This is a genomic window from Ruegeria sp. PrR005 (assembly GCF_010500245.1).
In the GTDB taxonomy this organism is placed as follows: domain Bacteria; phylum Pseudomonadota; class Alphaproteobacteria; order Rhodobacterales; family Rhodobacteraceae; genus Ruegeria_B; species Ruegeria_B marisflavi.
The window spans coordinates 162,265-183,127 of sequence record NZ_JAAGOX010000022.1 but is presented as its reverse complement, the minus strand read 5'-3'; the positions used below and the strand labels follow the sequence as shown (position 1 = coordinate 183,127).

The following is a 20,863-nucleotide window of genomic DNA, read 5'->3' as shown; positions in this document are numbered from 1 at the left end:
GCACGCTGAACATATGCTAGCCTGAATGTGTTTCAGCTTTCGGGTGTTCACATGGGCTATTCTCTTCGCGTTTCTTTCGTTGTTTCCGTTTGCCTCGCCGCGATGTCCAGCGTCGCTGATGCCCGGGAAAAACCCCGGCTGATCCTGCAAATCACCGTCGACCAGCTGCGTGGCGACCTGCCCATGCGCTATTCGGATCAATTCGGCGAAGGCGGCTTTCGGTACCTGATGGAACAGGGCATTCATTTCGACAACGCCCACCATGCCCATGCGAACACCGAAACCGTGGTAGGTCATGCCACGCTCGCCACCGGCGCGCATCCGGCGGGGCATGGAATGGTCGGGAACCTCTGGTACGATCGCGGCCAGGGGCGCACCGTCTATAATATCGAGGATCCCGATTATGCCATCCTGACAGGTGGTGCCGGGGTCGACGCAGAAACCGAAATCGACCCGACGCAACGTGCCGCCAAGACAGATGGGCGTTCGCCCAAGGCGATTCTGACCACAACGTTCGGGGATGAGCTGTCCGGGCATACGGCCGGGCAGGCCAAGGTATTCGGCGTTTCCGTCAAGGATCGCGGCGCCGTCACCATGGCCGGACATGTGGGCAAAGCGTTCTGGTTCTCGAAATCCGCGGGCCAGTTCGTCACCAGCAACTATTACTACGACCGATATCCAGACTGGGTGACCGAATGGAACGATCAACGCCTGCCGGAAATCTATGCCGGCACCTCCTGGTCCCTGCTGAACCCGCCCGAATCCTACCTGTTCGGCACTCGCGATGATCAACTGTGGGAGCCTGATTTCGCAGGCTTCGGTCGTACCTTTCCGCACCCGTTTCCGGCAGCGGACGACAAGTACTTCACCACTCTGCTGACAGTCAGCCCCGCAGGCGATGAACTGACGGCAGCCTTTGCCAAGGCCCTGATCGACAACGAAAACCTGGGCGCGGACGAGGTGACAGACTTCCTTGGCGTCAGCTTCTCTTCAACCGATTACGTCGGCCATTTCTACGGCCCGTCGAGCCTGGAGAGCGAAGACAACCTGATGCATCTCGACCGCACGCTGGCCGATCTGCTGGCCCATGTGGACGACCGGGTCGGGCTGGAAAACACGCTGGTGGTGCTGTCGGCCGATCACGGCGCGCCCGAGGCGCCGGGCTATCTGGAGCAACTGGGCAGTCTCGGCGGATATGTCTCGCCCGATACATGGGACACCGACGCCGCGATAGCGCGGATCAAGGCCCGGTTCGGCATCAGCGGCCCGCTGATCACCGGCTACGATCACCCCTATCTCTACCTCGACGAAGCGGTGCGCCGGAATCCTGCCATCGTCCAGAGCACGCTGGAAACCGTCATCGCGCAGGAACTCATGGCCTTTGACGGGGTGGCCTATGCGGTGCCAAGCGCGCGCCTGCGCCTTGGGGCACTGCCCGAAAACGCCATGACCCGGGCGGTTCTGAACAATTATCACCCGGATCGGTCTGGCGATATCTACGTGGTCTTCGATCCCGGCTGGTTCATCAACGATATGGATGGGCTTTCCGTTACAGTGACCCATGGCTCGCCCTGGCGCTATGACACCTATGTGCCGGTCTTCTTTGCCGGATTCGGGCTGGAACCGCGCCGGGTCTCGCGCCGCGTCCACACGGTGGATGTGGCTCTGACCCTGGCGATGATCGCGGGCACCACCCCGCCGTCGGCGGCGGCGGGCGAGGTCCTGCTCGAAGTGTTGGGGCAATAGGTCGGCTCAGGCCGACTTGACGATCAGGAACACCCGCGCCCCGTCTGACGTCGCGGTGATCGAATGGACGATATCGGCGGCATAGCGCGCGGTGTCGCCGGGCCCAAGATCCTGAACGGCGGTGCCCGACGTCACCCTGACCGCACCTTCGAGCACGGTCAGCTGTTCGCGGGTGCCGCGGCCATGCGGCTGGCTGACCAATGCCCCACCCGGGCGAAAGGCGATATCATAGACCTCGTGCCCACCGGCATCCTCGGGCGGCGACAGGATGCGGATCCGGCAGCCCTGCCCCATGTTGTCGATGCTGGGCACCTGCGCCGCGCGCAGCGTGTCGATCTGGTCGGCGCTCTCCGAGGTTTCCAGCAGACCCGCGAAATCGACCTGCAACGCGCGGGTCAGGTTCCACAGGGTCGCAATGGTCGGGCTGCTCTCGCCCCGCTCGATCTGGCTGACCATCGAGCGGGAGACACCACTCAGGTTCGCAACCGCTTCCAGCGACAGGCCCTGCGCGCGCCGCGCCTCTTTCAGGCGCGCGGGCAGAAGGTTCAGGATATCGTCGGCTTCGTCCGTCATGACGGATTCTCTGCGCTCACAGCCGGGATTTGTCAATTCCGGGCCGCTTGGGGCGCGACGGCACGTCTCAGGAGACGAATCATGCTGCACCTGCATAATGCGCCAAACCCTGAGGAGGACAACATGACTGACATCGTGATTCTCGATGGTGCCCGCACCGCCATCGGTACTTTTGGCGGGGCACTCGCCTCGACCGCGCCCATCGACCTGGCCACAGTGGTGACCGAGGCAGCGCTGGAACGTTCGGGCGTCGAAGGCGGCCAGATCGGCCATGTGGTGTTCGGCCACGTGATCAACACCGAGCCGCGCGACATGTACCTGAGCCGGGTTGCCGCCATGCAGGCGGGCATCCCGAACGGAACGCCTGCCATGAACGTGAACCGCCTGTGCGGGTCCGGCGCGCAGGCCATCGTCTCGGCGGTGCAGTCGCTGATGCTGGGCGATGCGGAATTCGCCGTCGCCGGTGGTGCCGAAAGCATGTCGCGCAGCCCGTTCATCATGACCCAGGCCCGCTGGGGCGCCAAAATGGGCGATGTCAAATCGCTCGACATGATGGTGGGCGCACTGAGCTGCCCCTTTGGCACCGGCCATATGGGCGTGACTGCTGAAAATGTCGCCGACGAGCACCAGATCAGCCGCGAACAAATGGACCAGTTCGCCATGACCTCGCAGGAGCGCGCGGCGGCGGCGGTCGCGGCGGGCTATTTCGACGGCCAGATCACGCCGGTCCAGGTCAAGGTCAAGCGTGACATGGTCGATTTCAAGGTCGACGAGCATCCCAAGGCAACCTCGGTCGAGGCGCTGGCCGGATTGAAGCCGGTGTTCAAGAAGGATGGCCGGGTCACCGCAGGCAACGCCAGCGGCATCAACGACGGTGCGGCGGCGATGGTGCTGGCCACGGCGGATGCGGCCGAAAAGGCCGGGCTGAAACCCAAGGCGCGCATTCTGGGCTATGCCCATGCCGGTGTCCGCCCCGAGGTGATGGGCATCGGCCCGGTGCCTGCGGTGCAGAACCTGCTGGCGCGCACCGGGTTGAGCATCGGCGATTTCGACGTGATCGAATCGAACGAGGCCTTTGCCGCGCAGGCATTGGCGGTGAACAAGGAACTGGGCCTGGATGCGGCCAAGGTGAACCCCAATGGCGGCGCGATTGCGCTGGGCCACCCGGTCGGCGCGACCGGCGCCATCATCACGCTGAAAACACTTTATGAACTGGAGCGCATCGGCGGGTCCAAGGGTCTGATCACCATGTGCATCGGTGGTGGCCAGGGCATCGCCATCGCCATCGAGCTGCTCTGAGCGGAAAGGCTGGGGGCGCTGCCCCCAGACCCCCGGAGTATTTCAGACCAGAAAGAAGCAGGGGCGCGATCAGCCGGTCGCGTCCCTGTTCCGTTTGCGGGCCAGTTTCGCAGCCAGATTCGGGCCAACGCCCGGGCGCGACCAGGGGCATTCGGCGATGCAGATGGCGCAGCCATGGGTCTGGTTGAAGAAGGGCAGGCATTTGTCGAAATCGACATACCATTTGCGGGCGCCGCGCACGGTCTGCTTGTCGGCAAACAGCGCCTCGGGCGGGCAGGCGTCCTGACAGATGCGGCAGTTTGCGCAAAAAGCGTCGATGCCGTGATCCTGCGCCGGGGTCGGGGCAAAGGGCGCATCCGTCAGCACCGCCGACAGGCGGAACGAGGCACCGAGGTCGGGGTTAATGATCGACCCGTGCTTGCCCAACTCGCCAAAGCCGCAGGCCAGCGCCGGTGGGATCATCGCCAGAGCGCCGGTCATCGGACCGGTCAGGGGCTCGGCCTCCCACCCCTGCACCCGCAGCCATCCGGCGATGATCTTGGCGGCCTGAGCGGCGCGACTGTATTGCGTCATCACCTCTAGCCCTGCGCTTGGCCGGGGCGCGGTGGCTATGGCGTCAAAATCATGACCCACGCCGATCATGATGACACGGGATTGAGGGATCTCGTGCCCTTCGAAGACCCAGTCAGAGGTCATCTCGGCGACACCGGTCAGGTCACAGGCGCCGCTGTCCACGAACTGCGTCAGCGCGGCAGTCCAATCCGCGGGCGCGCGAATGACGGCGGTTTCGGCGAGGGAAGGCAGCGGCGCGTCCAGCACCGCCTGTCGCGCAGCGCGTCTAGTGGCAAAGTCAGGTTCTTTTGCCGATTGCCGGTAGAAATAGTGTTGCAGCGGCCCGTGCGGGATGTCGCCCGGATCGGGTGCCCAATAGACCATGCGCGGGCGGCGAAACGCTGTTTCGCCCAGCCCATTGATGTCGTTGCCGCTGATCCCGGGCGCAAGGGCGGCCTGTTCGGGATCGGGGGTAAAGGGGCGATGTGGATTGGTGCGAGCCATGGGCGCAGCCTAGCACGAAGGCCGCGCCTGTCACCCGTTCACATGAACAGGTTGGCCAGCAGCACCACTCCGCCACCGATCAGCGCGCCACCCAGGGCGGGCCAGAACGCGGCGCTGCGACCCGGCTTCTCGTCCAGCCCCGGTTGCGATTGTGCCACCAGCGCCCGTTCGACCAGATCGGGCAGGCGCGGGCCAAAGCGGGCCACCACCAGCGCCGTCTTGCCCAGATCGGCCAGCACCGCGCGCGGGCCGATGGATTGCTTGATGTAATCCTCGACCACCGGGCGGGCCACCTCCCAGATGTTGATATGCGGGTCGAGCGAACGCGCCACGCCCTCGACCACGACCATGGTACGTTGCAGCAGGATCAGCTCGGTCCGGGTTTCCATACCGAAACGTTCGGTGACCTCGAACAGATAGCTCAGCAGCCGGCCCATTGAGATATGGGTCGCATCCATGCCAAAGATCGGCTCACCGACGGCGCGCAAGGCGCGGGCGAATTCGTCGACATCCTGGGTTGCGGGCACGTAACCGGCCTCGAAATGCACCTCGGCCACGCGTTTGTAATCGCGGCGGATAAAGCCGAACAGGATCTCGGCATAGACCCGGCGGGTGTATTCGTCGATATGGCCCATGATGCCGAAGTCATAGGCGATGATTTCGCCATCGGCGGCGACTTTCAGGTTGCCCTGATGCATGTCGGCGTGGAAATAGCCATCGCGCAGCGCGTGCAGCAGGAACAGGCGCAGCACCCGTTCGCCCAGATCGCGGCGGTTATGCCCGGCGGCGTCCAGCGCGGCATTGTCACCCAGCGGCACGCCATCGGCCCAGCCCAGCGTCATCACCCGCCGCGCCGACAGCGACCAGCGTACCGGCGGCAGGCGGAACCCGGCATCCCCCTTGGTATTGTCGGCAAATTCCGAGGCGGCGGCGCTTTCCAGCCGCAGATCCAACTCTCCGCGCACCACGCCGTCGAAATGCTCGATCACCTCCATCGGGCGCAGGCGGCGGGCACCGGGGGCAAACAGGTCGACGATGCGGGCGGCGAAATAGAACGCGTCCACATCCTTGCGAAAGGCACGCTCGATGCCGGGGCGCAGCACCTTGACCGCCACATCCTCGCCGCTGTCGGCCAGACGCGCCCGGTGCACCTGGGCGATGGATGCCGCCGCTATCGGCTCGCTGAACTCGCTGAACATTTCGGGCAGCGGGCGGCCCAGTTCCCGCTCCACCTCGCGCATGGCGGTGGCGCGGGGAAAGGGTGGCAGCTGGTCCTGCAACACGCGCAACTGGTCGGCCAGATCCTGGCCCACCACGTCGGGCCGGGTCGAAAGCACCTGACCGAACTTGATATAGGCCGGACCCATCGCCATCAGCGCGCGGGTAGCGGGCGGCAGGCTGGGGTCGCCCTTGAAGCCCAGCCATTGGAACGGCTTGCCCAGCGCGCGGGCCAGAATGCGCAGCGGGCGCGGCGCGTCGAACGCATCCAGCACCGCGCCCATGGCGCCGTTTCGCTCAAGCGTGGCGCCCGTGCGGATCAGGCGGATGATATTGTGGGGGCCGCGCATGGATCAGATCTTCCAGCCGGAATGCAGCGCGGCGATGCCCATGCTCAGGTTGCGGTACTTGGCATTGCCGAAACCCGCCGCCCTGACCATGTCCAGGAACGTTTCCTGATCGGGGAACTTGCGGATCGATTCCACCAGGTACTGATAGCTGTCACGGTCGTTTGCGATCAGCTGACCCATGCGCGGAATGACGTTGAAACTGTAAAGATCGTAGAGTTTTTGCAGCCCGTCATTGGGCAACTGGCTGAACTCAAGCACCATCAGGCGTCCACCGGGGCGCAGCACGCGGTAAGCCTCGTTCAGCGCCTCTTGCGGGCGGGTCACATTCCGGATGCCGAAAGAGATGGTGTAGACGTCGAACGTGTTATCCTCGAACGGCAGCGCCATGGCGTCGCCCACCACCCAGTCGAGACTGTCGGCCATGCGGTCTGCCTCGGCCCGTTTGCGGCCCTCGATCAGCATTGGCTCGGTCAGGTCCAGAACGGTGGCATGGCCATGGCCCGCGCGTTTCAGAAACCGGAATGAAATGTCTCCGGTTCCCCCCGCCACATCCAAGAGCCGCTGGCCCGGGCGCGGCGCCAGCCAGTCCATCATCGCGTCTTTCCAGACCCGGTGGATGCCCATCGACATCACATCATTCATGACATCGTATTTCGAGGCGACCGACCCAAACACGCCCCGCACCCGGCCCGCCTTTTCATGCTCGGGCACGGTTTCAAAGCCGAAATGGGTGGTCTTGTCGGATCTGTCGGACATGGGTCTTGCCTCTGCGAATACCGCCCCCTCTTATAGGCACCCGGGCCGGGAAGACAATTGGACCATTTTGAAGCACGGAGATCGGATGAAGAAGCTACTTGTACCGGGCGTGTTCTTCCTATGCTCGCTTGTTGTGTTTGCCGTGATCGTAGTCTTTCGCTCGGGCATAAGTGATGCACTGGGGAAATGGCTCGAACCGATCGACAGCATTATCCCGCTGTTCGTATCACTGTCCTTACTTTGGCTTTTGTTTCGCATCGCGCAGACGGGACGCGAGGGAAGCCGTTTGCTGCCAAACAATGATCGCATGGCAGGCTACCGGATTGGCCTGCCCATAATCTTGGGAGCCTGGGCAGGCCTAATGCTGCTCGTAACGTTGTTGTTTGCCGGTGCGTTCGACCAAGTCCGGTCAACGTCGGGCGGTTCGGCGTTTACATTACTCAGTTTAACCGCATTCAGTGTAACCGCTTTGTTCTCGTTTTGCGCGGCATGGGCGTGGCGTTCACGGCAGATATGGAACGCCGAGGAAATCAAGTATCGGGGCGTGTTTGGTTGGAACAAGTCGCCTTGGAGTGACCTCAGACGTATCGAACATGGATTTCAGGACGGTCGGGTAACATTCCACTTCGCTGACAGGAAAAAGTTATCGGTGTTTGGAACCTACCACGAGGCGGCGGGCGAACTGGTTGAATTTGCGCAAGAAAAGATAGCCCGGGTTCAACTGCCGAAAACGAGCGGCACTGCCCGAACCAAGGGCAAAGTGACAACGCGGACGCCGACGCGGATTCTCCTGTTGTTGCTGGTGATGTCCATGATCGGGGTGACGGGCTATGTGTTCTGGAATAACAGTTTCGCAGTTTCGGGGCGTATGACGGCGGCAAATGCGGTTTGGCTCGTGCTCACTACAGGCGCCGGGCTTTACCTGCTGTACTTCGCTTGGCTGATGAAAGGGCCGCATTATTTGTGGGATGAGCAGTACCTTGTCCATTTTGATCGTTGGAAGCGAAGCATTTTGACGCCGTGGGCAGATTTGCAATCCTTGGAGCTGGACCACGAGGATACAGCATCTCGCGTTCTGGGCTTCTCGGGAAACCTGAAACTCAAGATCCACCACCGCCTGAAAGGGGCCGATGATTTGATTGCCTTTGCAGAAAGCAGGTTGAACGATGCCCGAACTCCCCGAAGTTGAAACCGTTCGCCGGGGTCTTGCCCCCGCGATGGAGGGCGCGGTGATCGCCCGGGCCGAGGTCAACCGGCCCGACCTGCGCTGGCCTTTCCCCGATCGCATGACCGAGCGGCTGACAGGCCAGCGGGTGGAACGCCTGCGGCGGCGGTCGAAATACATCCTGGCCGATCTGTCGGGAGGCGAGACGCTGCTCATCCATCTGGGCATGTCGGGCCGGATGACCGTGTCGGGCGATCCGCTTGGGCAATTCGTGCACACCCACCCGGCGGCGCAGAAACATGACCATGTGGTGTTTCACATGGACAATGGCGCGCGCATCACCTTCAACGACCCGCGCCGGTTCGGTGCGATGGACCTGATGCCGACCGCGACCGCCGAAGATCACAAGCTGTTGATGGTGCTGGGGCCCGAACCGCTGGGCAACGATTTCCACGAAAACCACCTGATCGCCGCATTCAAGGGCAAGAACACCCCGGTCAAATCCGCCCTGCTCGATCAGGGAATCGTCGCGGGGCTGGGCAATATCTATGTCTGTGAAACATTGTTTCGGGCCGGTGTGTCGCCGCGCCGCAAGGCCGGACAGATCGCGCCCCCCCGTGTCGGCGCCCTGGTTCCGATCATCCGACAGGTCCTGTCCGAGGCCATCGAGGCGGGCGGTTCCTCGCTGCGGGATTTCCGGCAAGCTGATGGAGAACTTGGATATTTTCAGCACAGCTTCGATGTGTACGGACGCGAGGGCGAACCCTGTCGGCGCCCCTCATGCTCGGGGTCGATCAAGAGAATCACCCAATCGGGAAGATCGTCTTTCTATTGTGTGCAATGCCAAAGATAACTTGAACCATCGTGCCCCCGTGATAAGGAATCGTCCCGAAACGGAACAAGCGAGAGCGAAAGCCCCATGGCCTTTGAGACGATCATCGTCGAAGTGGACACCCACGTAGCCCTCATCCGGCTGAACCGTCCGGATGCGCTGAATGCACTCAATTCCCAACTGGTGGGAGAGTTGTGCGCCGCTTTGGAAGAAGCCGATTCCAACGACAAGGTCCGCTGCATTGTCATCACCGGTAGCGAAAAGGCCTTTGCCGCCGGTGCCGACATTCGCGAGATGTCGCAAAAGACCTTTGTCGAAGTGTTCGACGAGAACCTGTTTGCGGATGCCAACGACCGGATCTCGGCGATCCGCAAGCCGATCATCGCGGCCGTGGCGGGCTATGCTCTGGGCGGTGGTTGTGAACTGGCGATGCTGTGCGATTTCATCATCGCAGCGGACACCGCCAAGTTCGGCCAGCCCGAGATCAATCTGGGCGTGATTGCCGGTATCGGCGGCACTCAGCGTCTGACCCGGTTTGTCGGCAAGTCCAAGTCGATGGACCTGAACCTGACCGGACGGTTCATGGATGCCGAAGAGGCCGAGCGCGCCGGACTGGTCAGCCGTGTCGTCCCGGCCAAGAAGCTGATCGAGGAGGCGCTGAGCGCGGCCCAGAAGATCGCCGAGAAGTCGATGATCACCGCCTTTGCGGTCAAGGAGGCGGTCAACCGTTCCTACGAGACCACGCTGAGCGAGGGGCTGCTGTTCGAACGCCGGGTGTTCCATTCGATGTTCGCAACCGAGGATCAAAAGGAAGGCATGGCCGCCTTCCTGGAAAAACGCGCGGCTCAATTCCGCGACAAATGACGTTGCGTAAGGGAATCACTTGCATGGGTCAGGCGGGGTCATTCCCGCCTGATTTCGATTCCGGGCAGATTGGGCTTGGCTTTTTCTGCCGCATCCGATAGATGCCGCCGTCATACATGCGCGTGGGGCCCGCTTAGGCTAGAATCAGACCGGTACCAAATCCGGTTCGGGCGTGCCATGCGTGTACAAAACGAACACAACCCGATCCGAGGTACGTACAAAATGGCTAATTCGCCCCAGGCTGCTAAACGCGCCCGCCAAAACGAAAAACGTTTCGCAATCAACAAAGCCCGCCGTTCGCGGATCCGCACCTACCTGCGCAAAGTCGAAGAAGCGATCGCTTCGGGCGACAAGGATGCAGCGGCAACCGCTCTGCGCGTCGCTCAGCCGGAACTGATGCGCGGCGTCACCAAAGGCGTGTTCCACAAGAACACCGCGTCTCGCAAGATGTCGCGCCTGTCGGCCCGCGTCAAAGCGATGGCCTGATCCGAATTTCGAATCCAGAAAATCTGTTTTCAGAAGAAGGCGTTGCTTGGGCAACGCCTTTTTTCGTCGTGTTGCATTGAATCCTCTCTGGCGCGGGGAAAGAGATTCTTTGGCGCGGAATCCCGAGTCAACATCATAGTTTCGTTGCCGCTCCGCAGGCCAAATTGCTACCACTGTCCCAGCGATTCACTCGCTTGGGGGGACAGGCATCTTACGATGGCTTCGACCGATTAACGAAGCAGGCGTAAGAAAAGTTGAGAGCGTTCTGATTGGCCTCTCGATCCTCGCGGTAACCGGGCTGCCCGGCGATCCGCCCTGTCTGAAGTGTGTATTGAACGGTGTATTTAGTGCCTGTGGGACCTTGGTTGGGTCTATGGGGGCTATACACGTGTTCATTGTAGTTGCCCGGATGGGCAACGCGCACCGTGTCTCACGGCGCGGCATGCTGTTCCCATGCCAAAAGTGAATCCGGGCCGGGAATCTCCGGCCCAACTATGGATGGGCAATAAGGCTGAAAAGGCCATTGAACGGGACGCGTGAGGCATTAATGACACAAGAAAAATGGGGACAACTCTGTCAGAAATTGCTTAAGACAGTGGGGCAGAACAACTATACGACCTGGATCGAACCGCTCGAGTTCCAGGCTCTTGAGGATGGCGTTGCCGTTTTCTCCGTTCCGACCAATTTCATGGGGAACTATGTCAGCCAGAATTTCTCTGACCTGATTTTGTACGAACTGAACCACTCTGGCGAAGCGGTTCAGCGCCTCGCATTCCGCGTCGCGGCCAATTCACCCGTTCGCCCCATGCGAAGTGCAACGGCACGCCCTGCAAACAACGACATGCCAAGCGCCCGCGTGGCGGAAGCCGCCGACCCGATGGATGCCCTGCAAGCGGCCCCACTCGATCCGCGCTTTACGTTTGACAGTTTTGTCGTGGGCAAGCCGAACGAGTTGGCCCATGCCGCGGCACGCCGTGTCTCCGAAGGTGGCCCGGTCACATTCAATCCCCTGGTTCTGTACGGTGGTGTCGGTTTGGGCAAGACGCACCTTATGCACGCGATTGCCTGGGAGCTGAAGACAAGGCGCCCGGATCTCAACGTGCTCTATCTGTCCGCCGAACAGTTCATGTACCGCTTTGTACAAGCCCTGCGGGAACGCCGCATGATGGACTTCAAGCACCTCTTCCGGTCAGTGGACGTTCTCATGGTGGATGACGTTCAATTCATCGCCGGCAAGGACAGCACGCAGGAAGAATTCTTTCACACGTTCAATGCGTTGGTGGACCAGAACAAGCAGATTATCATTTCCGCTGACCGGGCGCCGGGCGAGATCAAGGATCTCGAAGATCGGGTGAAATCCCGTCTGCAATGCGGTCTGGTGGTTGACCTGCACCCGACCGACTATGAACTGCGCCTTGGCATCCTGCAAACCAAGGTTCAGATGTATCGCGCCAACTACCCCGAGCTGGTGATCGCCGATGGGGTTCTGGAGTTTCTGGCCCACCGGATTTCGACCAATGTCCGCGTACTCGAAGGCGCGCTAACGCGGCTCTTTGCCTTTGCGTCGCTGGTTGGTCGCGAAATCGATATGGAACTGACCCAGGATTGTCTGGCCGACGTTCTTCGCGCCTCGGAGCGCAAGATCACCGTCGAAGAAATCCAGCGGAAGGTGTCCGACTACTACAACATCCGCCTCAGCGACATCATCGGGCCCAAGCGTCTGCGCTCTTATGCACGGCCACGGCAGGTCGCCATGTATCTGTGCAAACAGCTGACCAGCCGGTCGCTGCCCGAGATCGGTCGCCGTTTCGGGGGCCGTGACCACACCACCGTGATGCATGGCGTGAAGCGTATCGAAGAGCTGAAGATGGTCGATGGCCAAATCGCCGAAGACGTGGAAATGCTGCGCCGGGCGCTGGAGGCGTGACACCCTTACGGGACGGCAATTGCCGTCCCGAAACCCCGACCCGGGGAACTCATCAAGTGTACCATTTGGTTTCTACGTAATGCGGTTCGGGCCGGTCATGCAGCGCCTCGTATTTGCATAGCTGCGGCTCTGTCCCGAGCGGGACGGAAACACCGTCGCGAAACGCCCATTCGCCACGGTCGGAATTCTCGGCACGCACATAGCTGGAAATCGCAAAGGCCCGATCCTGGTCCGACATGTTCGGCAAGGATCCATGCACCGTCAGCAGGCCCCACAGCGCGATGTCGCCGGGTTCCTGCTCAAGCCAGACGATGGTGTCGGGATCTAGCCCCTTGGCGCGCAACTCATCTTCGGCGGTCAAACCTTTCATGATCTGCCCGCCTTCGCTGTCGTCCGACAGCCCCAGATATCCCAATTTTTGGGAACCGGGGATCACCTGAAGGCAACCGTTCTCTCGAGTTGCTGGATCAATTGCCAGACCGGTGTTGACTGTCGATCCAGCAATATCGCGGTAAGCATCCCGGGCTTCCCGGAACCGCAGATCCTGGTGAAAGCGATAGCCATTCAACCGTGACCCCGGTGGCTTCCAGTGAATCTGTTGCGCCACCTGCTTGATGCTCTCGCCAAGAACGGGCCCGAGAAGCGTCAAATAGGCGTCCGACCGGCGAAACCTCTCGAAATATTCCGATATCCAGCTCATCCAATAGGCCTGGATCACGTATCTGGCCCCGAAATCGGCCTCTGGCAGGATTTCAAAGCACAAGTTCCCGTGGCGCCATGTGGAGGGATGATTCATGCCCTCTTCATAGATCCGCCGGGTCTCTTCACGCAGACGGACCACTTCCTCGCCGTCGATGAACTGACGGACCAAAGCGTATCCTTCTTCGCGGTACTGTTCTGCGGCTGCCCGGGCCTGGGTTTGAGAAATCACGGTCGTGCCCTCCCTAAACACGTGCACAATGGCACTGTTCCTGGCGTCAAACAATTGCATCCGCGCCATATCGGTGCCCCAGATGTCCTCGCCCCCTTGACGCCCTTCCCGATACACCCGAGAAATCCATAAAAAGCCTTGTGTCGAAGGGGGAAACCGTTAGTTTGCCCTTCCCGGCCTACTCGGAGGATGAAGGGATATGAAGATCAGCATCGAACGCGGCGCTCTGCTGAAAGCCGTGGCACAGGCCCAGTCTGTCGTCGAAAGGCGGAACACAATCCCGATCCTGGCCAATGTTCTGATCGAGGCCGAAGGCGATAGTGTTCAGTTCCGCGCCACGGATCTGGATATCGAAGTGGTCGACAAGGCCCCAGCTATGGTCGAGCGGGCGGGCGCAACCACTGTTGCAGCCACGACCCTGCACGAAATCGTTCGGAAACTGCCGGACGGCGCGCTGGTGACCCTGACGGCGGACGTGGCCGCAGGCCGTCTGACAGTTGACGCCGGGCGCTCGAATTTCTCGCTGGCCACCCTGCCGCGCGAAGACTTCCCCGTCATGGCCTCGTCCGAGTATCAGTCGAACTTTGCCGCCAATGCCGCCGTGCTGCGCCGGCTGTTCGACAAGTCGAAATTCGCGATTTCGACCGAGGAGACGCGCTATTATCTCAACGGCGTCTACATGCATGTGTCAGATGGCCCGGACGGCAAGGTACTTCGCTGTGTTGCAACCGATGGCCACCGTCTGGCGCGGGTCGATGCCGACCTGCCTGCCGGTGCGGTAGACATGCCCGGCGTAATCGTTCCCCGCAAAACGGTCGGTGAACTGCGCAAGCTGCTCGACGACGACGAGATGGATATCGCCGTATCGGTGAGCGAGACCAAGGTACGTTTCGCGACGCCGGATATCACGCTGACATCCAAGGTGATCGACGGAACCTTCCCCGACTATACGCGGGTGATCCCGCAAGCCAATTCACGGCGGCTTGAGGTGGATGCAGCGGAATTCGCCAAGGCTGTCGACCGGGTCGCAACCGTCAGTTCGGAACGGTCCCGCGCGGTCAAGCTGCAACTGGAAAACGACAAGCTGGTGCTGTCGGTGAACGCCCCGGACAGCGGTGCCGCCGAAGAAGAGCTGGCCGTTGCCTATAACGATGAACGGCTGGAAATCGGCTTTAACGCCAAATACCTGCTGGAAATCGCCAGCCAGGTGGATCGCGAGAATGCGGTGTTCCTGTTCAACTCGTCCGGCGACCCGACCCTGATGCGCGAAGGCAATGATCAAAGCGCGGTCTATGTCGTCATGCCGATGCGTGTCTGACGCCGCCTGCGTTTTGAACGACCGTTGGGCGTATCTTTGAATAGATGAAGGGAGGGGTCCTGGTGCTGGCCCTGACTCGCTTGACGATTTCGCATTTCCGCTCGCACCAACTGGCGCGCCTGAACTTCGATGGCCGCCCCGTGGCGATCTTTGGGCCCAATGGCGCAGGCAAGACCAACATTCTGGAAGCGGTCTCGATGTTTTCGCCGGGCCGGGGAATCAGACGGGCAAGTGCTGCGGACATGACCCGTCGCCCCGGTGCGCCGGGGTGGAAGCTGTCGGCAGAGTTGCGATCTCAGGAACAGTCGCACGAAATTGAAACCTGGTCGGAGGAAGGTGCCTCCAGACTGGTTCGTATCGACGGCAAGCCGGCAAGCCAGGTTGCCCTGGGTCGTCTCGTACGCATGGTCTGGCTTGTCCCCGCAATGGACAGGCTATGGACCGAAGGGCCGGACGGTCGGCGGCGATTTCTCGACCGGATGACCATGAGCTTTGACCCAAGCCATGCCGAGACCGTACTGGTTTACGAAAAGGCCATGCGCGAGCGGAACCGGCTCTTGAGGGAACAGATGCGCGACACCCATTGGTATGGCGCGCTCGAGGCGCAAATGGCGTCGGCAGGGCATCGCATCCATTCGGCACGTCAGGCCGCATTGGCGTCGTTGCAGGCCGCGCAAGCTGATGCCGAGACCGCCTTTCCCGCGGCAGAGCTGGAACTGGTCCAGACCGAAGGAGCCATGCCGGAGCATGAGGCAGATTTGCGGGAGGCACTGGCGGAAAGCAGGTTTCGCGATCTGGCGGCCGGCCGCACTCTGGTCGGGCCGCATCGCAGCGATCTGTTCGGTGTCTACGCGGCAAAGGGCGTGCCCGCCAGCGACTGTTCAACCGGTGAGCAGAAGGCGCTCTTGGTTTCGCTGATCCTGTCCAATGCCCGCGCATTGGCGCAAACCTCTGGGGCTCCTTTGATCCTGTTGCTGGACGAGGTCGCCGCTCATCTCGATGCCGGTCGCAGGGCGTCTCTTTACGAGGAAATCTGCGCGCTTGGCGCACAGGCCTGGATGACCGGCACCGGGCCGGAACTGTTTGCGGAACTTGGCAGTCGAGCGCAGTACCTGAACATCACAGAGGTCGCTGGAGCGTCCAATGTGGAGGTCGTGCCCTCCATCTGACCGCTCGTCAAAGAACGCGCTTTGCGCCACCCAGAAAAAAAACCGAAACATAGACCAGGATCGCACTGCATGACACTATCCGCACTTGATCTGATGCTATACGCGGGGGCGGTTTTTATTCTCTTTCTGACCCCCGGCCCGGTCTGGCTAGCCCTAACCGCGCGCACGCTGTCTGGTGGATTTCATGCTGCCTGGCCACTTACGCTGGGTGTGGTTGTTGGCGACAGCCTTTGGCCCGTACTGGCCATTCTCGGTATCGGCTGGATTACCGCTGCATCGACGCAGATTGCGCTGGTCTTGAAGTTCGTCGCGGTCATCGTGTTTGTGTCTATCGGCGTCATCACCATCCGCAATGCAGACCGAACCATCGCCAGCGACAGTCGCTTGACCCGGCCCGGCATCTGGGCCGGGTTTCTGGCGGGGCTGGTGGTGATCCTCGGCAACCCGAAGGCGGTACTGTTCTACATGGGAATATTGCCCGGTTTCTTTGATCTGGCCAACGTCACCACCGCCGATATCGTTGCCATCGTGGCGGTGTCTCAGGTTGTGCCGCTGGTAGGCAATCTGATGCTGGCGGCCTTTGTCGATCGGGTGCGACGGGTGCTAAGCTCGCCCCGGGCGCTCAGACGGATGAATCTGACGGCAGGCGGCATGTTGATCGTCGTTGGGCTGATCCTGCCTTTTACGTGACCAGCCAGGCCGCCAGAAAGGGGTATAGGGCCTCGGCGGGTGTGCCGGTGGCCTGTTCGCCCTGACAAAAACGGATCGCGATGACCTGGTTGAGGAATGCCTGAATGCCCTCGGCCAGCAGGGCAGGCGGATGATCCCCCCGCACGGTGCCTGCCGCCTGCATACCCGCGATCCAACCCGCCCAGAGGTCGATCTGGCGATAGAACCCCTCGGCCACGACCTCGTCCCGCTCGGCCCCGGTCGAGCCGGAATAACGCAACAGCAGGTCAAAGATCACCCGGTCGCTGGCCACAAAGTCCAGCAGGGGCTCCAGACGTTCCATCAGTTGCGGCAGATCTTGGGGTGGAGTGGCGGTCTCCATCCCGTCGATCAGATGCATCACCTCGACGCCGATCAGGACGGCCAGCAATCCGTCCTTGTCGCGGAAATGGGCAAACAGCGTGCCCTTGGCGACGCCTGCCGCCTCGACCACATCTTCGACCCGCAGCCCGGCATATCCCTGGGCCTCGATCAGCCGAGATGCCTCGGCCAAAAGGCGGGCGCGGGTTTCCACGCGGCGTTTCTGCGGTGGGCGGGTCATGGCTGTCCTTTCAAATAAATTGACCAAGGTCAAAAATACATATTGACCATGGTCAATTTCTGTATATGTAAATTGACCATGGTCATTTTTGCAGAGGAAACACGTAAATGTCCACACGAAAAATCATTGTACTCAACGGCCATCCGGGCCAGTCGTCGCTGTCGAAATCGCTAAGCGAAGCCTATGCGGGCGCGGCACGCCAGGGTGGCCACCAGGTGCGCTATCACGATCTGTCTCAGATGCGGTTCGACATGGACTACGGCGAGGGTGGCTATAAGAACACCAAGCCGCTGGAGCCCGAGTTGGAGGCTTTTCTGGCCGATCTGGAATGGGCCGAGCATGTGGTTCTTGCAACACCACTTTGGTGGGGTGCAATCCCTGCAAAACTGAAAGGTCTGTTCGACCGCGCGCTGCTACCGGGGCGAGCCTTTGACACCCGCAACACCAATTTCATGGGCGTCCCCGCGCCGCTGCTCAAGGGACGGACCGCGCGTATCTTGATGACATCGGACACCCCTGCCACGCTTCTGCGATTGTTCTACTCCAACGCAATCAAGAAGATCCTCAGCCGCCAGATCCTGGGTTTCGTCGGGATAAAGCCCGCGCGATACACCACCTTTGCGCCCGCCACCCATGCAGATGGCTCTCTGGTCGAAAAATGGCTGGAACAGGCCGCGCGATTGGGGGCTAGGTCAGCCTGAAACAAATGACGAAAAACAGGGGGCGACCCGTGACATTCCCCCCCGCGTTTCGTATAAAATCACAAAAATCCGAAGGAAGGCGCGAATGTCCGAAACCGAGCAGAACACACAAGAATATGGCGCTGATTCCATCAAGGTTCTCAAGGGGTTGGAAGCAGTTCGCAAGCGCCCCGGGATGTATATCGGTGACACTGACGATGGCTCGGGCCTGCATCACATGGTGTATGAGGTTGTCGACAACGGCATCGACGAGGCCCTGGCTGGCCATGCCGACCACGTTACCGTCAAAATCCATGCCGACAGCAGCGTTTCGGTGACAGATAACGGGCGGGGCATTCCCGTTGATATCCACGCCGAAGAAGGCGTTTCAGCGGCCGAGGTCATCATGACCCAGCTGCACGCTGGCGGCAAATTCGACAGCAACTCGTACAAGGTGTCGGGCGGCCTGCACGGCGTGGGCGTTTCCGTCGTCAATGCGCTGTCCGACTGGCTGGAACTGAGGATCTGGCGGAAGGGCAAAGAGCATTTTGCCCGATTCGAGCGTGGCGATACAGTCGAACACCTGCGGGTGGTGGGCGATTGTGGGGATCGCACCGGAACCGAAGTCCGCTTTCTGGCCTCGACCACCACATTTTCCAATCTCGATTATGTGTTCGAGATCCTGGAAAAGCGCCTTCGGGAGCTGGCCTTCCTCAACTCGGGCGTGCGCATCATCCTGATCGACGAGCGCCCAGCGGAACGGCTGGAGACCGAATTGTTTTACGAAGGTGGCGTGCGTGAGTTCGTCAAATACCTGGACCGGTCGAAATCACCCGTGATGCCCGCTCCGATCTACATCAAGGGCGAGCGCGACGATATTGGCGTGGAAATCGCGATGTGGTGGAACGACAGCTATCACGAGACGGTGCTGCCCTTTACCAACAACATCCCGCAGCGCGATGGTGGTACCCATGTGGCGGGCTTTCGCGGCGCACTGACCCGGACCATCAACAACTATGCCCAGTCCAGCGGCATCGCGAAGCGGGAAAAGATCAACTTCACCGGTGACGACGCGCGCGAGGGGTTGACCTGCGTCCTGTCGGTCAAGGTGCCCGATCCCAAATTCTCGTCCCAGACCAAGGACAAGCTGGTCTCCTCCGAGGTGCGCCCGGCGGTCGAGAACCTGGTGAACGAGAAACTGGCTGAGTGGTTCGAAGAGAACCCAAACGTGGCCAAGCAGATCGTCGGGAAGATCATCGAGGCGGCGCTGGCCCGCGAAGCCGCGCGCAAGGCGCGGGAGCTGACCCGACGCAAGACGGCGATGGATGTCAATTACCTGGCCGGCAAGCTCAAGGATTGTTCGGAAAAAGATCCGTCGAAAACCGAAGTGTTCCTGGTCGAGGGTGACAGCGCCGGTGGCTCGGCCCAGACCGGACGTGACCGGCGCACCCAGGCAGTGTTGCCCCTGCGGGGCAAGATCCTGAACGTGGAGCGGGCGCGGTTCGACCGGATGCTCAGCAGTCAGGAAATCGGCAACCTGGTGATGGCTCTGGGTACCGGCATCGGGCGGGACGAGTTCAACATAGACAAGTTGCGTTACCACAAGATCGTCATCATGACCGACGCCGACGTCGACGGCGCCCATATCCGCACCTTGCTGCTCACCTTCTTCTACCGGCAGATGCCCGAGCTGATCGAGGGCGGTTACCTCTACATCGCACAGCCGCCGCTGTATAAGGTCGCGCGCGGCAAGTCCGAGGTCTATCTCAAGGATCAGGCGGCGCTGGATGACTATCTGATCCAGCAGGGTGTCGAGGGAGCGGTGCTGAAGCTGGAGCATGGCGAAGAACTCGTGGGCCAGGATCTGGCCCGCGTGGTGGATGAGGCGCGGCAACTCAAGCGCGTGCTCGATGCCTTTCCGACCCATTATCCCCGCCACATCCTGGAACAGGCCGCCGTCGCCGGTGCCTTTGTCGCCGGAGCCGTGGATGCCGACCTGCAAGGGGTGGCCGACAAGGTCGCCGCGCGGCTTGATCTGATCGCGCTGGAGTATGAGCGTGGCTGGCTGGGCCGGATTACGCAGGATCACGGCATCCGGCTGGCCCGCATCTTGCGCGGCGTCGAAGAGGTGCGAACGCTGGATGGCCCGATGCTGCGCTCGGGCGAGGCGCGCAAGACCGGCAGTTTCACCAAGAGCCTGCAAGAGATCTATACCCAGCCCGCAACACTGGTGCGGCGCGACCGGACCCAGGCGATCCATGGCCCGCTGACTTTGCTCAAAGCGATCCTGGAAGAAGGGGAAAAGGGGCTTTCCCTGCAACGCTACAAGGGCCTGGGCGAGATGAACCCGGATCAGTTGTGGGAAACGACTCTTGATCCTGACGCGCGGACATTGCTTCAGGTGCGGGTCGACGACATGGTCGAGGCAGACGACATCTTCACGAAGCTGATGGGGGATTCAGTCGAACCGCGGCGCGAATTCATCCAGACGAATGCGCTCAACGTGGAGAACCTGGATTTCTGACAATATGGGTTTCGCACTTCTGGCTTGCACCTATTTCCAGGCAAAGGCCGGTTGGTCGAAATGCGAAACCCGGGTTGTCTTCCCCCGCAGCGCTATCTCGCGAAACTGGTAGAGAATAGCGGCTGTGGGGGCATACATGTAGTGGCCCAAAGTCGGAAAAAAGGCTGATAGTACAGGGTGTTCACTGTTTTCGCTTTTCTGAAGCCTTGGGATGTCCGGGCTGTCGAGTTCACGCAGAGGTAGGTGGAACACCTGTGCCACCTCCGAAGGGTCTGGGCGCAACTCCACATCGCCAGAGGCCCACATCACGACCGGTGACATCCGAAACCCGGATCGGGTCGGAAACTGGTCCAGTCGACCCAGGACGTCATCCTGCCCCAGGTCGAGCCCCAGTTCCTCACGCAACTCTCTCAACGCGGCCTCTGTTTCGGATTCGCCGTCATCCAGACGGCCACCGGGCAAGGCATACTGGCCGCCATGGCGATTCAATCGTGGGGGCCGCAATGTCATGAGAACACAGGCTTCGCCTGTGTCTTTGTGCTCGGTTACCACGATTGCAACGGCGGCATCGCGCAATCCAGATCGCTGGATCATCTGGTCAGCGAAACATCCAAGATTGGCCTGAAGCCGAGACAGCAGGTCGGGGCCGAACAAATAGGGCTGCAAGAGGCGTTCCACTCCTTGGGTTCACGGGTCAAC

19 protein-coding genes are annotated in these 20,863 nt (G+C 61.1%); 12 read left to right on the top strand and 7 right to left on the bottom strand.

Translation table 11 applies throughout. From position 1 onward, the window contains the following. Positions 1-51 precede the first annotated feature (51 nt). Complete coding sequence (locus tag G0P99_RS13435) at positions 52-1,746, top strand: alkaline phosphatase family protein (protein WP_164130622.1); 1,695 nt, start codon at positions 52-54, stop codon at positions 1,744-1,746. A 6-nt stretch (positions 1,747-1,752) separates the two neighbouring features. Here G0P99_RS13435 and G0P99_RS13430 read toward each other — a convergent pair whose 3' ends face one another. Then, positions 1,753-2,319, bottom strand: coding sequence for a helix-turn-helix domain-containing protein (locus G0P99_RS13430; RefSeq protein ID WP_164130620.1), 567 nt, complete (start codon positions 2,317-2,319; stop codon positions 1,753-1,755). Positions 2,320-2,442: 123 nt separating this feature from the next. On the opposite strand from G0P99_RS13430, the gene G0P99_RS13425 reads away from it, so the two are divergent. Next, a complete protein-coding gene (locus G0P99_RS13425) occupies positions 2,443-3,618 on the top strand; it encodes an acetyl-CoA C-acyltransferase family protein (RefSeq protein WP_164130618.1) in 1,176 nt (391 codons plus the stop codon). A 69-nt stretch (positions 3,619-3,687) separates the two neighbouring features. Here G0P99_RS13425 and G0P99_RS13420 read toward each other — a convergent pair whose 3' ends face one another. The 3 genes from G0P99_RS13420 to ubiE are packed head-to-tail and all read right to left on the bottom strand — an operon-like array spanning position 3,688 to position 6,998. Further along, complete coding sequence (locus G0P99_RS13420; protein ID WP_164130616.1) at positions 3,688-4,674, bottom strand: 4Fe-4S dicluster domain-containing protein; 987 nt, start codon at positions 4,672-4,674, stop codon at positions 3,688-3,690. Positions 4,675-4,712: 38 nt separating this feature from the next. Next, the gene (gene ubiB, locus G0P99_RS13415; protein ID WP_164130615.1) at positions 4,713-6,242 is read right to left on the bottom strand and encodes a 2-polyprenylphenol 6-hydroxylase; all 1,530 of its coding nucleotides are present in this window, start codon (positions 6,240-6,242) and stop codon (positions 4,713-4,715) included. Between the two features lie 3 nt (positions 6,243-6,245). Next, complete coding sequence (gene ubiE / locus G0P99_RS13410) at positions 6,246-6,998, bottom strand: bifunctional demethylmenaquinone methyltransferase/2-methoxy-6-polyprenyl-1,4-benzoquinol methylase UbiE (RefSeq protein ID WP_164130613.1); 753 nt, start codon at positions 6,996-6,998, stop codon at positions 6,246-6,248. Between the two features lie 85 nt (positions 6,999-7,083). Here ubiE and G0P99_RS13405 point away from each other — a divergent pair, with 85 nt between their 5' ends. The 5 genes from G0P99_RS13405 to dnaA all read left to right on the top strand — a co-directional run bounded on the left by G0P99_RS13405 (position 7,084) and on the right by dnaA (position 12,272). After that, a complete protein-coding gene (locus tag G0P99_RS13405) occupies positions 7,084-8,187 on the top strand; it encodes a hypothetical protein (protein ID WP_164130611.1) in 1,104 nt (367 codons plus the stop codon). Beyond that, entirely contained in the window at positions 8,165-9,016 is an 852-nt protein-coding gene (gene mutM, locus G0P99_RS13400) for a bifunctional DNA-formamidopyrimidine glycosylase/DNA-(apurinic or apyrimidinic site) lyase (RefSeq protein WP_164130609.1), read from the top strand. Before G0P99_RS13405 ends, mutM begins: the two co-directional genes overlap by 23 nt. A 66-nt stretch (positions 9,017-9,082) precedes the next feature. After that, entirely contained in the window at positions 9,083-9,859 is a 777-nt protein-coding gene (locus G0P99_RS13395) for an enoyl-CoA hydratase (protein WP_164130607.1), read from the top strand. Between the two features lie 222 nt (positions 9,860-10,081). Then, positions 10,082-10,345 (top strand): 30S ribosomal protein S20, encoded by a 264-nt coding sequence (gene rpsT / locus G0P99_RS13390; RefSeq protein WP_164131160.1) that lies wholly within the window; start codon positions 10,082-10,084, stop codon positions 10,343-10,345. Between the two features lie 547 nt (positions 10,346-10,892). Further along, positions 10,893-12,272 carry a chromosomal replication initiator protein DnaA gene (gene dnaA / locus G0P99_RS13385; protein ID WP_164130606.1) on the top strand — a complete coding sequence of 460 codons (1,380 nt, stop codon included), beginning with the start codon at positions 10,893-10,895 and terminating at the stop codon, positions 12,270-12,272. Between the two features lie 52 nt (positions 12,273-12,324). Here the strand turns inward: dnaA and G0P99_RS13380 are convergent, their stop codons facing one another. Continuing rightward, complete coding sequence (locus G0P99_RS13380) at positions 12,325-13,272, bottom strand: phytanoyl-CoA dioxygenase family protein (RefSeq protein ID WP_164130603.1); 948 nt, start codon at positions 13,270-13,272, stop codon at positions 12,325-12,327. Positions 13,273-13,402: 130 nt separating this feature from the next. Between G0P99_RS13380 and dnaN the strand changes: the two genes are divergently transcribed. From dnaN to G0P99_RS13365, 3 genes are all read left to right on the top strand, one after another. Further along, the gene (gene dnaN / locus G0P99_RS13375) at positions 13,403-14,521 is read left to right on the top strand and encodes a DNA polymerase III subunit beta (RefSeq protein ID WP_164130600.1); all 1,119 of its coding nucleotides are present in this window, start codon (positions 13,403-13,405) and stop codon (positions 14,519-14,521) included. Positions 14,522-14,565: 44 nt separating this feature from the next. Next, positions 14,566-15,690 (top strand): DNA replication/repair protein RecF, encoded by a 1,125-nt coding sequence (gene recF / locus G0P99_RS13370; RefSeq protein WP_164130598.1) that lies wholly within the window; start codon positions 14,566-14,568, stop codon positions 15,688-15,690. Between the two features lie 69 nt (positions 15,691-15,759). After that, positions 15,760-16,380, top strand: a complete 621-nt coding sequence (locus G0P99_RS13365; protein ID WP_164130596.1) for a LysE family translocator — start codon at positions 15,760-15,762, stop codon at positions 16,378-16,380. On the opposite strand, the gene G0P99_RS13360 is transcribed toward G0P99_RS13365, so the two are convergent. Then, positions 16,373-16,960 (bottom strand): TetR/AcrR family transcriptional regulator, encoded by a 588-nt coding sequence (locus tag G0P99_RS13360; protein WP_164130594.1) that lies wholly within the window; start codon positions 16,958-16,960, stop codon positions 16,373-16,375. The genes G0P99_RS13365 and G0P99_RS13360 overlap by 8 nt on opposite strands. Positions 16,961-17,067: 107 nt before the next feature. On the opposite strand from G0P99_RS13360, the gene G0P99_RS13355 reads away from it, so the two are divergent. Both G0P99_RS13355 and gyrB read left to right on the top strand, forming a co-directional pair. Beyond that, positions 17,068-17,661 carry an NAD(P)H-dependent oxidoreductase gene (locus G0P99_RS13355; protein ID WP_164130592.1) on the top strand — a complete coding sequence of 198 codons (594 nt, stop codon included), beginning with the start codon at positions 17,068-17,070 and terminating at the stop codon, positions 17,659-17,661. 85 nt (positions 17,662-17,746) lie between these two features. Beyond that, the gene (gene gyrB, locus G0P99_RS13350) at positions 17,747-20,164 is read left to right on the top strand and encodes a DNA topoisomerase (ATP-hydrolyzing) subunit B (RefSeq protein WP_164130589.1); all 2,418 of its coding nucleotides are present in this window, start codon (positions 17,747-17,749) and stop codon (positions 20,162-20,164) included. Positions 20,165-20,194: 30 nt separating this feature from the next. Here gyrB and G0P99_RS13345 read toward each other — a convergent pair whose 3' ends face one another. After that, positions 20,195-20,830, bottom strand: coding sequence for a CoA pyrophosphatase (locus G0P99_RS13345; RefSeq protein WP_164130587.1), 636 nt, complete (start codon positions 20,828-20,830; stop codon positions 20,195-20,197). Positions 20,831-20,863 lie beyond the last annotated feature (33 nt).